Annotated in this window: 12 protein-coding genes; 4 read left to right on the top strand and 8 right to left on the bottom strand. The window is 59.4% G+C overall.

Translation table 11 applies throughout. The features are described 5' to 3' along the window. Positions 1-8 precede the first annotated feature (8 nt). Positions 9-1,034: a hypothetical protein gene (locus K8U03_03820; GenBank protein MCE9604012.1), complete on the top strand. Its 1,026-nt coding sequence runs from the start codon at positions 9-11 to the stop codon at positions 1,032-1,034. A 13-nt stretch (positions 1,035-1,047) separates the two neighbouring features. Here the strand turns inward: K8U03_03820 and K8U03_03815 are convergent, their stop codons facing one another. The 6 genes from K8U03_03815 to K8U03_03790 form a co-directional block, all read right to left on the bottom strand. Next, positions 1,048-1,716 carry an SGNH/GDSL hydrolase family protein gene (locus tag K8U03_03815; GenBank protein ID MCE9604011.1) on the bottom strand — a complete coding sequence of 223 codons (669 nt, stop codon included), beginning with the start codon at positions 1,714-1,716 and terminating at the stop codon, positions 1,048-1,050. 216 nt (positions 1,717-1,932) lie between these two features. Next, a complete protein-coding gene (gene bioA, locus K8U03_03810; protein ID MCE9604010.1) occupies positions 1,933-3,312 on the bottom strand; it encodes an adenosylmethionine--8-amino-7-oxononanoate transaminase in 1,380 nt (459 codons plus the stop codon). Positions 3,313-3,319: 7 nt separating this feature from the next. Further along, the gene (locus K8U03_03805) at positions 3,320-4,117 is read right to left on the bottom strand and encodes an SAM-dependent chlorinase/fluorinase (protein ID MCE9604009.1); all 798 of its coding nucleotides are present in this window, start codon (positions 4,115-4,117) and stop codon (positions 3,320-3,322) included. Positions 4,118-4,136: 19 nt separating this feature from the next. Continuing rightward, entirely contained in the window at positions 4,137-4,460 is a 324-nt protein-coding gene (locus K8U03_03800) for a type II toxin-antitoxin system RelE/ParE family toxin (GenBank protein MCE9604008.1), read from the bottom strand. After that, positions 4,457-4,711: a hypothetical protein gene (locus tag K8U03_03795; protein ID MCE9604007.1), complete on the bottom strand. Its 255-nt coding sequence runs from the start codon at positions 4,709-4,711 to the stop codon at positions 4,457-4,459. The genes K8U03_03800 and K8U03_03795 overlap by 4 nt, the downstream gene beginning before the upstream one ends. Before the next feature lie 145 nt (positions 4,712-4,856). Next, positions 4,857-6,203: a sigma-70 family RNA polymerase sigma factor gene (locus tag K8U03_03790; protein MCE9604006.1), complete on the bottom strand. Its 1,347-nt coding sequence runs from the start codon at positions 6,201-6,203 to the stop codon at positions 4,857-4,859. A gap of 1,159 nt (positions 6,204-7,362) precedes the next feature. On the opposite strand from K8U03_03790, the gene K8U03_03785 reads away from it, so the two are divergent. After that, entirely contained in the window at positions 7,363-7,833 is a 471-nt protein-coding gene (locus K8U03_03785) for a VOC family protein (GenBank protein ID MCE9604005.1), read from the top strand. Positions 7,834-7,906: 73 nt separating this feature from the next. Here the strand turns inward: K8U03_03785 and K8U03_03780 are convergent, their stop codons facing one another. Further along, on the bottom strand, positions 7,907-9,094 hold the full coding sequence (locus K8U03_03780; GenBank protein ID MCE9604004.1) for a protein-L-isoaspartate(D-aspartate) O-methyltransferase: 1,188 nt from the start codon (positions 9,092-9,094) through the stop codon (positions 7,907-7,909). A gap of 259 nt (positions 9,095-9,353) precedes the next feature. On the opposite strand from K8U03_03780, the gene K8U03_03775 reads away from it, so the two are divergent. After that, the gene (locus tag K8U03_03775; protein ID MCE9604003.1) at positions 9,354-11,186 is read left to right on the top strand and encodes a TIGR03960 family B12-binding radical SAM protein; all 1,833 of its coding nucleotides are present in this window, start codon (positions 9,354-9,356) and stop codon (positions 11,184-11,186) included. A gap of 101 nt (positions 11,187-11,287) precedes the next feature. Here the strand turns inward: K8U03_03775 and K8U03_03770 are convergent, their stop codons facing one another. Next, entirely contained in the window at positions 11,288-11,950 is a 663-nt protein-coding gene (locus K8U03_03770; protein MCE9604002.1) for a hypothetical protein, read from the bottom strand. A 279-nt stretch (positions 11,951-12,229) separates the two neighbouring features. Here K8U03_03770 and K8U03_03765 point away from each other — a divergent pair, with 279 nt between their 5' ends. After that, a complete protein-coding gene (locus tag K8U03_03765; protein ID MCE9604001.1) occupies positions 12,230-13,081 on the top strand; it encodes a Cof-type HAD-IIB family hydrolase in 852 nt (283 codons plus the stop codon). Positions 13,082-13,118: the final 37 nt, after the last annotated feature.

Below are 13,118 nucleotides of genomic sequence, written 5' to 3'. Positions count from 1 at the left end.
TAACAGCGATGTCGAAAAGACCACCTCCCGTCGATGCGACCGAATCCTTCGGCAGCGATTCGTTTCTCGACGTCATCGCCAACATGGTCGGCATTCTCATTATCTTGGTGATGGTCGTCGGCTTGCGGGTGAAGAATGCCGTCGAAGCCCCTGCCCCGGTCGTCGACGACACCCAAGCAACTGCCCAAGCCGAAGCTCTTACCCTGCAAGCCGCGCAGCTAGAACGAGATTCGCTCGAGCTCGTCGAGAACGCCAAGCAACTCAACGCCTTGGCATCGCAGCGCTACGATGAGCGGGCCGCTTTGGCCTTTGCCGTGAAGTCGAAAGAAACCGCTCTCGATGAAGAGAAAGCGAAGCTCGCCTCGGAAACGCGAGAAACTTTCGAAGTGCAACAAGCGGTGTTGATCGATCAATCTCGGCTGGCGCAACTGGAAGCGGAAATCAACGCGCTGGTCTACGCACCGACGAAAGACGTCATCAAGATCCGCACGTATCCGACGCCGATCAGTCGCACCGTGTACGGACGCGAAGCGCACTTCCAAATCAAAGGGGGACGCATCACGTTGGTTCCGCTCGATCAATTGATCGATGAGCTCAAGCGGGAAATGCAAAGCAAACTCAGCAAGTTACGCGATCAGACGGAGATCACCGAATCGGTCGGGCCGATCGGTGGGTTCCGGATGCGCTATACGCTGGAGCGCGTCGATGTCGCCGGGCAAGTAAACGGCAACAGCATGACGCCCGGCGGCTCGATCGTGCGGACGACCGAGTTCGCGCTTCTGCCCGTCGGCAACGACATGGGAGAGACCCTGGCCGACGCGATGCGGAAGAATTCCGATTTCCAGAACGCGCTCGCCGATCTCGATCCGCGCCGCTACACGATCACGCTCTGGGCGTATCCCGACAGCTTCGAGAATTATCGCCTCGTACGCGAGCATCTTTATCGGCGAGGCTTCACCGTCGCGGGCCGACCGCTGCCGGAAGGGCAACTCATTAGCGGCTCGCCGCATGGTTCGAAGAGCGCCGCGCAGTAAGAGACTCGCGACGTTAGTTACGGCGAGGGTCGCGCGAATAGCTCGCGTCGAAAGGTCGCTGAGAAGCGACCGCGGATTGCGACATCGGAGCACCGAGCAACGACAATAGCTCTTCGGTCGTGAGATCGGCCATCAACTCATGCCCCCGAGCGTCGGGATGCACGCCGTCGGGAATCATCGTCATGCCGTCGGGCTCGTGCATGAAGGCATGATGCAGATCGACGATCGGCAGCATCAGCGCTTCGGCGATGCTTCGCACGACCGCGGCATACGATTGCATTAGGTCTTCGGCCGCGGACTTCGGAGCTCCGCCGTCCCAGCGTGGATTCGGAACGACAAGCACCGGCCGCGCACCTATCGAAAGAATCCGGTCGATGAGTTCGAGCAGGTTGCCGGCGAAATCAGCGGGTTCGCAAGGAGTGCGGCTTTGCGGCGGGCGAGCATCGTTCAGCCCGATCGCAAGCACGACCCAATCGGGATCGTGCCCCGTGACCATCCGATCGAAGCGGCGAAGCAAGTAGCGGCTATCGGCACCATCTAAACCGTCGGTGCAAGTCTCCACCAGCAGGCCGCGCTCGGTGAGGCGGTCCGTCGTCAATTGGACGAACGAAGCGGCACCGGCCAGGCCGTAGCCCGCCGTAACCGAGTCACCGACGAATAAGATTCGCGTCCGTCGCGCCATCGCTCCCCACTCCCGCACTCACCGCATGAAAACCGACTCCATTTGCGATTGCTCGCATTCTACGGTACGCACCGCAGCCGGCCCAGGTTCGATTTTCCGAAACTCGCGGGGATTTTCCGCGGGCTGCTTGCACTGTCAAGCATCGATCTGAGAGGCGGAATCGTATCGCAGCTTCGGCCGATGGACACAAGGTCGTTCGGGAACCTAACCAATTGCTCATGCGGTCGCGACGGCGATTCCTTGCTCGATCGCGATCATGAGTCGATCTATCTCTCCCAGCTTCATCGCCAGAGGGGGCATGACGACGATGACATCTCCCAACGGTCGGAGTAGCACGCCATGCCGTCGAGCTTCCAGGCAGGCCGCCATGCCGCGTCGTTCTTCCCATGCATAGGGCTCCTGCGTCGTCCGATCGCGAACTAATTCGATCGCACCGATCATGCCGCGTTGGCGCACATTGCCGACGTGAGGGCTTTGGCCGATCCGTTCCAGATGCAATCCGATGCGGGAGATCTTTTCCGGCAACTGCTCGAATACGCGCTCTTCGATAAACAAATCGAGCGAGGCGAGAGCGACGGCCGCTCCGAGCGGGTTGCCGCAATAAGTATGGCCGTGATAAAACTGGCGCGAGTCTTGCGATTTACCCAGAAACGCTTCCCAAATCTCATCGGTAGCCATCGTCGCGGCCAGCGGCAGGTAACCGCCGGTCAGACCTTTGGCGAGGCACAATAAGTCGGGCACGACCGCTTCATGTTCGCAGGCGAACATCTTTCCGGTGCGCCCGCAGCCCACGGCCACTTCATCGGCGATCAGCAATACGTCGAAGCGACGGGTAAGGTCTCGCAGCCCGCGTAGAAAGCCGGCCGGATGCATAAGCATCCCGGCGGCACACTGTACCAGCGGCTCGACGATCAGCGCCGCCGTGCGATGGTGTTCACGCTCGAGCAACTCTTCGACCTGCGCCAGATAATGGTCGCACGCCTCTTCCGGCTTGATTCCCTCGGGCAGCCGATAGGTGCGTGGAGCCGGCAGCCGAAGCGTCTCGAACAAGAGCGGCTCGAACATCGCATGAAATCGGGCTACGCCGCCGACGCTGACGCTCCCCAGCGTGTCGCCATGGTAAGCATCGGTAAACGCGATGAAGCAGGTTTTCTCCGGCTTGGGATCGCGTCGTTGACGCCAGTATTGAAACGCCATCTTCAAAGCCGCCTCGACGGCCGTCGCCCCGGCATCGGAAAAAAAGACATGCCGCAAGCCCGCCGGAGCAAGATCGACGAGCCGCTTGGCGAGCAGGATGCCCGGAACATGGGAAGCTCCGAGAGCCGTCGTATGGGCGACTTGGTCGAGCTGTGTTCGAATCGCGGCATCGAGTTTCGGGTGACGATGGCCGTGGACGTTGCACCAGAGGCTGCTCACGCCGTCGAGATAGGCGCGGCCGTCGAGATCGTAAAGCGTGCAGCCTTCGGCACGCTCGATCACCAACGGCTCGTATTCGGCCATCTGCGTGAACGGATGCCAAAAGTGTTCGCGATCCCAACGGAGCAGATCGTCGCGCGAGGGCTTCCGCGTCGGGTCCGAAGAGAGGCCTTCTAGCATGGCCCGATTACCATTCGACGCTGATCGGCGCCCCGGCACGGACGCCGAGCATGATGGCCGCGCTATCGCCGACGATCGCCAGTTCGAGGTAGCCGCTCGAACCGATCACGGCCACGAGCGTCATCGGAGGTTGATCGGCATATGTCTTGAACAGGCCTTGCGTCTCATGCTCGTCGCAACGGATGCGCACGCGGTCGGGCTCGGTCGGCACGTCGGTGAGCTTGTCGGCGGCGACGTCGGTAATGAGGTTGCCGAACGAGTCGATCGAGCGGACGGTCCCTTTGATCTTACCCGGCATGAAGCTGACCTCGGCCCAAGGGATTTCCATCAAGCGGTCGAGCGTCGGGCCGAGGCGATGCGGATCGAGCCCAAGACTCAGATGCGCAGCGGCAGGTGCCAGAATATCGCGACCGTGAAACGTATTCGAAACAGGTGAAAGCCGGAACTGCCGGCTTTCCAACGCGATGATTGTAGAGGGGGGCCGCGCCATCGCCAAGCGACTGAGTAACCCATTGTCGGGGGCAAGGTACCACGCCTCGCCGATCGCCGCGCAAACGAGCTCGCGATCGGTTCCCACGCCGGGGTCGACGACGGCGATGTGGATCGTGCCCGGCGGCCAAAACGGGGCAACTTCCGCAAGCGTCCACGCTCCCTGGCGAATATCTTGCGGCGGAACGGAGTGCGTAACGTCGACGATCCTCGCCGCAGGGTTGAGCGACAAAATGACGCCCTTCATCTGTGCCACGTAAGGGCTATCGGCACCGAAATCGGTGGTGAGCGTGATGACGGGCGGGAGCGGCGTCATGGCTTAGGCATCACCGGGTTTAGATGTCGCCGGCGCGCAGGGTGTCTTGTGCAAAGTGGCGTACCGCGAGCACGATCACTGTCTGTTTCACGATCGTGAAGACCGCACGATGCGTCGGCCGCGATCCGAGGCCGTAATACAATTCTCGCAATGCATAACGGAAGTCGACATGCTCTGCCGCCAAGGGACAACGCTCAGGCATCTCCGTCAGCATGGAAACGGCAGAACGTATGCCGGCGTACCAGCGTTCAGCCTGTTCGACGGAGCGCTCACGTGCCCACCACGTCGCGGCATCCTCCATCTCGCGAGCGGCCTGCTCGGTGACGACGACGGTGTACGTCATGCCGTTTGCGACCGACGAAGCTTCGACTGAATGCGGGCGTCGAGTTCCTCAAGTGTGAGAACCCGGCCCGCTTCCATGTCCGAAATCCCTTGCCGGATCGCCTCGCGATCGGCATCTTGCCGCAGCGTATCAAGCGTCGCTTTGTCGATCAGAAAATACAACTGATGCGTCTGGTCGTCTTCGACCGGCACCGGGTAGCCACCGTCTTGTTTGAGGGCTTCGCGTTGTTCGCTCGTGATCTTAGGAGTCATGCCATCATTGTAGCATCGGCATGTGGTTGTCACCTACGGCTGTTTCGTTCGAGCAAGTGGGCTTCAAAGCTCCGAAACAAAGCGGGCCGCGGAGCATTCGCTCCGCGGCCCGCTTGAGTCTTCGTTATTACGAGCTTTGCTATGCTTAGTCGAGGAAGCCCGAAAGCTCCGCGGCTCGGCTCGGTTGTTGCAACTTACGCACGGCCTTCGCTTCGATCTGGCGAATGCGTTCGCGGGTCACTTTGAAGATGTGGCCGACTTCTTCAAGCGTGTAGCTGTAGCCGTCGCCGAGACCGTAGCGGAGCTTAATGATTTCGCGTTCGCGGTAGCTCAGCGACTTCAGCACCTTGTTGATCCGCGTGCGGAGCATTTCCTGCGCGGCGCCGATGGCCGGGCTTTCGACCGTGCCGTCGGGGAGCAAGTCGCCGAAGTGGCTGTCTTCGCTGTTGCCTACCGGACGATCGAGCGAGATCGGGAAGCGGCTCATCGCCAATACGCGGCGAGCTTCTTCCGTCGGCACACCGGCCGCACGAGCCGTTTCTTCGATCGTCGGCTCGCGACCGAGCTCTTGCAGCAACTTCCGCGAGACGTTGCGCACCTTCGACATCGTCTCGACCATGTGAACCGGAATACGAATCGTCCGGCTTTGGTCGGCGACGGCTCGCGTGATCGCTTGGCGAATCCACCACGTAGCGTACGTGCAGAATTTGAATCCGCGGCGATACTCGAACTTGTCGACGGCCCGCATCAAACCGGCGTTTCCTTCTTGGATCAGATCCAAGAAGCTCAAACCGCGGTTGCGATACTTTTTGGCGATCGAGACGACGAGCCGCAAGTTGCCTTCCGAAAGACCTCGCTTGGCGCGTTGGTATTCCGTGTAGGTCGCCTTGAGATACGCGACGCGCTTTCGCAAGCTCGTCGGAGTTTCTTGGCAGGCGACGAGAATCTTACGAAAGTCGGAGACGAGCTTATGGCGTTCGTCGACCGAGCCCTTCGCAGCCTTGTTGGCGAGAATCTTCGCTTTGAGCTCATCGACTCGACGGCTGAACTCTTCCAATGTGCGGATCTTTTGTTCGATCCGTTGCGTGCGCAAGCCAAGCTCTTCGACTAAGCGCACCGCACGGCGACGCTGACGCCCGAGGCGGCACCAAGCGGCGCGGCGCTCCGAAGACTTCGAGCTTTTTGCGGCGGCCGTTTGGTAGTCTTTGCGATTCCGCTTGAGCAACACTTGGAGCGTCCGCAGGTTGTGCGGGAAGCGCCCCATGATCTGCTCTTTTTCCAAGTGATCGGTCACCGAGACTTGCACGGTCCGATCGAACGGCAACTCGCCGTTGTGGACCCGTTGCAGAATGCGAACCGCGTCTTGAATCACGAAATCGCACTCAAGCAACTTCCGACGGAAGCGGGCCCGCGTGATTTCGATCTGCTTCGCCAACGCGATTTCTTGCTGACGCGTGAGCAACGGGATTTCACCCATTTGCGTCAGATACATCCGAACCGGGTCGTCGGACCACGATTCGTTGTCGTCGGTCGCCAGAAGGGCATCGTCCGACTTTAAATCAGGCTCGGTTTCGAGTTCTTCGGAAGGAAGATCTTCCTCCTCCGTAAGCTCGTCTACCGCCTCGTCCTTGTCGACTAATTCCGCCGCTTCATCCGCGCTCGGCGTTTCTTCGTCATCCAAGTCGTCTAACAGTGCGTCGTACAAAGCCTACTCCTCAAAAATTCAGTTTGTCGGCAAAAAAAGGCCCGCGGTAATTGTGACCGCGAGCTACGAACCGGAACACGCGCAAGACACGAAGCCGCGACGCCGGACCGGCCGGACAGGTTAGTGATTCAAATCGGGGTTAGTTCACTCGGTGAGGCGTCCGCTAGCGGAGCGCCGTAACAGGAAACATCTAACTGTGAGAACCGCTCTAAAACTTGCAAACTGCCGAACTCAACGGTCCGCAAACTCAATGGGCCCGATCAAACAGGCCGAACTTAAAAGTCGTCGAACCGATCGAAGGACGGAATCTGGGGGCCGACATGTTGCAAGGCGCGTGTAGCAGAGGCATAAGCTTTGTTAAGGCCTCCTGCAGTGAGCCACGGCATCGCGGTTCATCATCCCCGTAAGCCATCGAATTATCTCCATCGAGGCGGGGAAAATCCAACGAATTCTAACATGATTTTCGCACCTCTCTTTGCCAACTACCTAGATTGGCAAGAAATGACTGCTGCGGAACTTACGACATTGAAATCGAACCAAAAATCTCCTCGTGTAGATTGCCTATGTTGCCAGGTCCGGCATCTTCTTCAAGGCTTTGAAGTCGTTCTTCGATTCAGCCCTCTTCGTTAGCGCACCCCCCACCATGCCGGACACTTTGGCGAAATGAACTTTGGACCGCTCCAACTCTTTGAGACTACGGGTGCGATTCGTCGTTCGTTCTCGGAAACTAACAGTAGGCGAGAAATTGTTTTTTCGGTGCCGGCAAGCAATGCGTTGCCGGCACCGCGACCATCGACCGAAGTGAATCGACTTTCATTGACGCCGGCATGCACCAATCATTACTTTGACCGGTCGAACCGGTCGTGCTCGCAGCGCGAGGCCCTGGTCGACGAATGGAGAGCGATGCCGTCGCTTCCAGGCAACTTCCGCTTAAGGAATTGAAGTTATGAAAGCTCTTCCGGTGCCCGCAGGCTTTCGCGGCGTCACTCCTTACCTAATCGTTCGTGAGGCGGGAAAGGCGATCGAGTTTTACAAGCGTGCTTTCGGTGCGCAGGAAATAATGCGGATCGCCGGCCCCGGCGAGATGATCGGTCATGCCGAATTGAAGATCGGCGAGGGGGTAATCATGCTCGCCGATGAGTTTCCCGATATGGGCTTTCGCGGTCCCGAATCGCTCGGAGGGACGCCGGTCTCAATGATGTTCTACGTCGAGAACGTCGACGCTCAGGTCGAGGCGGCGATCGCTGCCGGAGCGAAAATCAAAAAACCTTTGCAGAACCAATTCTACGGCGACCGATCGGCTACGCTCACCGATCCGTTCGGCCATGTCTGGACGATCGCCACGCACATCGAAGAGGTGCCTGCCGAGGAGATGCAAAAGCGGGCCGCGGCGTTTATTGAGAAAGAGTGTAAGTAAGGGGGGCTCGCGAAACCGCAAGCGTGCCACGGCGCGGCGGTTTCTAAATCTCGCCGCCTGACGTCGTTCCCGCTTACTTTTTCTTCTTTCCTTCGACGGCGCGTACCTGCACCCCGTCGAAGGCGATCTCGCCGAGCGCACCTAGTAGCCCGATGCGGACGATCGCCGTCTTCGCGCGCAGCGGCACGTCGAGCTCCGTCGTTTCTTGTTGCCATTTGAACGACCCGCGCCACGGGCCGACCGCTCGTTCGCCGACTGTGTCTTGGCGTTCATCGTAAAACGTCACCGTCGCCAGAGGCATTTCATCGCGGCGCGTGCCGGGACGCAAGTCGGTTCCGCGAACTTGAAAGCTCAGTTCGATCGTGTGAACCTGCTTGCCGTCGACTGCGAAACCTTGCAGTGCTTGCGAACCTCGGCCCGGCTCCGCATTCTTGAAGACGATGAATTGCTTCCCTTGCGGGGCCTCTTTTTCATCGGCCACGAGGGTCGCTTGTCGAACATAGTGCCAATTCTGCGGCACTTCTTTTTCGTTTTCCAAATACGAAGTCTCGAAGCTGCCGTTGACCAACGTCGGGTGCAGCGCATCGGGCTTCACTTCGCGCTGCGCCTCGGCTTTGCCGGTCATCGGCACGAACAGCGTCGGCCGCAACGCTTCGCTGACGAGTTTGCCGTCTTTCTTGACGAACAGATAAAACATCTGCTGATAGCGTTGACCGAGCGGCACGATGATTCGCCCTCCCTCACGCAGTTGATCCACGATCGGTTGCGGTACTTTTTCGGGAGAGCAAGTGATGATGATCTTGTCGAACGGAGCTTTTTCGGGCCAGCCTTGAAAGCCGTCGCCGATCTTCGTGAACACGTTCTTGTATTGCAACTTCTGCAGCACGCGTGCCGCTTGCCGCCCTAGCGGCTCCACGATTTCGATCGTGTAGACTTCTTTTACCAGCGGACTAAGCACCGCCGCTTGGTAGCCGCTGCCGGTGCCGATCTCGAGCACCTTATCTGTCGGTTGCGGATCGAGTTGCTCGGTCATGTAGGCCACGATGAACGGCGGCGAGATCGTTTGCCCTTCGCCGATCGGCAGCGCCATGTCGTAGTAAGCCATCGCCCGATCGCGGAAGTTGACGAACTCGTGCCGTTGCGTACTGCGAATCGCATCGAGTACCCGTTCGTTCTTGACTCCGGCACCGGCTACTTCGTCGCGCACCATCCGATCGCGCTGAATCTTAAAGTCCGACGTGCTTGTTTGCGCGTGCAGCATCGTATGGCTGCCGAGGCTTGAACAAGCCGAAAGTAGTGCGAGAAATCTCAAGATCCATACTGAGGAGGAACACATGAACGCCGCTCCGTGCTATGCGTCGATTGGGCTATGCGTGAAACCGAACGAGCCACGGCAGCATAGCATATCGCCTCGCGGCAGCCGACAATTCCTCTACTGCCGCCGACGACGTTTTGCGATACTTATGCCTTGTAACTACGCCTTGGGTTTTCGATAGGTCCGCCGGCCGAAAGCAGATGGGATGTTCAACCACGCGCTCAAAGAACTCGTCGATCGTCGCGTTTTGACTCGGGTTCAGAACCCGATCGCTTACGCCGGCGGCGAACTCAACAGCGTGGCGAAAGATCATCGCACGGTACGCGGCAAGCTTTGCCTAGCATTCCCGGATTTATACACGATCGGGATGAGCAACCAAGGGATGCAGGTGCTCTACACGCTGATGAACCAGCGCGACGATTGGGCCTGCGAACGGAGCTATGCTCCGATGCTCGACATGGAGGAACGGCTGCGCGCCGAAGGGCTGCCTCTTTACTCGCTCGAAACATTCACGCCGCTGGCCGAGTTCGACGTCGTCGGCTTTTCGCTTCAGTACGAGATCAGCTACGCCGGAATTCTGACGATGCTCGACCTCGGCGGCATCCCGCTCCGTGGCGAATCGCGAACCCTCGCACATCCGCTCGTCATCGCCGGCGGCCCTTGCACGCAAAATCCCGAGCCGCTGGCTCCGTTCATCGATCTCTTCATCACCGGTGACGGCGAGCCTTCACTGCCGATGGCGTGCGACGCTTGGCTTGATGCTTGCGATGAGGTTCTCGGCGGTGCCCCTCCTGCATCCGGTTCGCTCGGTCAGTTGCAGCGCGAAGAAGCGTTGGCCTTGGTAGCCGCCCGTTTGCCGTTCGCATACGTTCCTCGATTTTACGAAGCTCGCTATGCCGACGACGGCACGTTTCAATCTCTGCGCCCGACGCGCGGCGAAGCCCGAGCGACGATCGAGCCATCCGTGATCGGCGATTTGGAAAACGCCGTGTTGCCCCTGGCGCCGATCGTGCCGTATGCCGAGTGCGTGCATGATCGGATTGCGGTGGAAATCATGCGCGGTTGCCCCTGGCAATGCCGTTTCTGCCAGAGCACGGTCATCAAACGGCCGCTGCGAATTCGCAGCGTCGAGAATATCGTCGAATCGGCCCTGACGATGTACCGCAACACGGGCATCGATCAGGTCTCGCTCCTTTCGCTTTCCAGTAGCGACTATCCCTACTTCGAGCAACTCGTTCGTCGAATGCATGAGACGTTCGTGCCGCTCGGAGTTCGCATCGCGCTGCCGAGCTTACGCGTGAACGAGCAACTGAAGGCGCTCACGACCTTGATCGAAGGAGACAATCGCGGGCTTACGCTTGCTCCCGAGGTAGCTCGCGACGACATGCGCGAACAGATTCGCAAGAAGATCAAGAACGAAGACCTATTCGAAGGTTGTCGTTCGGCATTCGCCAACGGTTACACGCATGTAAAACTTTACTTCTTGATCGGGCTGCCCGGGGAAAGGCAGATCGATCTCGACGGCATCATCGACATGGGGGAGACGATCTCCAGGATCGGCCGCGAGGTAAACGGCCGCAACGCGCCGGTCACGGTGAGCGTGTCGAATTTCGTTCCCAAGGCGCACACCCCTTATCAATGGAACGGCATGCAGACGCGCGAATACTTCGCCTGGGCGCACAAGTATTTGCGGCAACGGCAAAACGTGAAAGCCGTGAAGTTGAAATGCACCGACGTCGAAGTGAGCATGCTCGAAGGAGTGCTCAGCCGCGGCGATCGGCGCATCGGCGATGTGATCGAGCGAGCTTGGCGCAGCGGGGCCCGGCTCGAGAGTTGGTACGAGCATTTCGACGCCGAGCGCTGGTGGACGGCGATGCGCGAACTCGGCCTCGATCCGAACGTGACGCTGCACCGCCCTTACCCGTTGATGGATCGCCTACCGTGGGACCATATCAACGTGAAGAAGGGGCGAACGTTCTTAGAGAAAGAACAGCAGCGCGCCACCCTGCAACTCAAAGAGATGGCGACCGCCGTTTAGGGTCGCGGATACTCGCTCGCAAGCGATCGTCGCGCCGACCGGCATCGTCTATCGCCTGCGATTTCGCAGTTCCTGCTGCTTCGTCTCTCGCGCAAGGGGTCTTATTTTTCGCTCAATTGCCGCAAGATCGAAGCGATCGCACGGTGGTTCGTATAGGTTTGTGTAATCACGAGCGCCTTCTTGGCGGAGATTCTCGCGATCGTGCCGACCCCTCCTCCCGCCTCGCGCCACGAATCGGGATCGACCGAACCGGTGATCATCGTCGTCAACTCATCGTAGTCGACCGTATCTTCGGATCCGGCTAAGTCGGCGACGGAGTAAACCGTCGTGATGAGGTGCTTTTCTTCGCCCGCCGGAGAAGTGATGAGAATTCCTTCATCGACGACGGCCCACGACAATCCATGCGGCTTGAGCAAGCGATTCAAGACCGACGTCAGCGAAACGTCTTGCACGCGAAGAGTTGCTCCGGTGTCGGGCCCCTTTCCTTCGGAAGAGAGCGCCTCGGCATCGATCGCGATGCTGAGGTTGTGGCGTTTTTCCAAGTCTTGGACGATGTCGCTGAGCTGTGTGTCTATGTAAGCTGCCTCGGTCTTCGAGGCCAATTGTTCTTCGATATGCGCGGCCATGTCTTCGATCGCCACGCGAACGTTCTTCGGCGGTTCTTTCGGCGTTTCCGTTTTCGTATCCGCGGCGACGGCAAAGCCGCCGATAGCGAGTGCGGCGGCGCAGGCGAACGCCCAACGGTTCATAAAGTGCTTCTGCATGATGAGTCTCCCCAATAAGCGGTTGCTGCAACGATTGCGAGGCAGCGGGTCACGAACGTGAATCGATCGCGATGGATCTCGGCGGCTGCGAAGAAGTGAAAATGAGCCACCTAAGGGGTATTCTAGAAGTCGTGCAAACCGAAAAGCAATCAAATTTCGTCTCTTTACCGTCGACCGATCCTCGTTGCGGTTGTGGCCCGACCGGCGACGAGGAAGAATGGAAGCTACGGCGACCATGGATCGCCTCGATGAGCCGTATTCCCCATTCGTTTTGCTTTCATGGCCCGACCGCTACGCTACCGTCTGCTCGCCGTCGATATCGATGGAACGCTCGTCAACAGCCGAGATGAGCTGACGCCGGTCGTTCGCGCCGCTCTGCAAGAAGCCGCCGCGGCGGGGGTGAAAATCGTACTGGCGACGGGCCGCCGCTATAGCCGTGCCCTCCCCTTCGCCGCTCCGCTGGGGATTCGCGCGCCGATCGTCACCGCTTCCGGCGCGCTGATCAAAGACCCACTCGATCATCGAACTTTGTTTCGCGCGCATCTGGAACGCTCGGATCTGCTCGACGTGCTGGCGACCACGTCCGAGCGCGGATTCGATGCCGTGCTCTATGCCGACACCTATGCCGAAGGGTTCGACTATTATTGCCCGAAGGTCGTGGGGGTTGGGCCGGCGCTAGCGGAGTATTATGCCGTCAATGCAGGAAGCGAGCGTGAGCAACACGACCTCATGGCGAACCCACCGGACGGGATCTTCGCCGGCTTCGCGATGGGGACGCGCAGCGAAATGTTTGCGCTCGACGCCGAGTTGCAGCGCAAGCTTCCCGACAAGTTGTATACGCACGTCATTCGGAGTCCGCGCTACCAAGGCTTTATGTGCGAGATCGCGCCGGCCGGAGCGACCAAATGGAGCGGCGTGCGACACGTGGCCGACGATTGGGACATCGCCGACGATGAGATCTGCGCCGTCGGCGACGACGTCAACGATCTGCCGATGCTCGTCGGCTCGGGACTCGGCGTGGCGATGGGCAACGCCGTCGACGAGTTAAAGGCCGCCGCAGATCGAATTGCTCCGCATCACGATGAAGACGGCCTCGCCGAAGTGGTGCGCTGGATTCTCGACGAGCATTAACGGTGCCGGAAAACGATCGCGAAAAGCAGGTTTTGCT

This window comes from Planctomycetia bacterium (genome assembly GCA_021413845.1).
In the GTDB taxonomy this organism is placed as follows: domain Bacteria; phylum Planctomycetota; class Planctomycetia; order Pirellulales; family PNKZ01; genus PNKZ01.
This window is presented reverse-complemented; position numbering and strand designations above follow the sequence as displayed.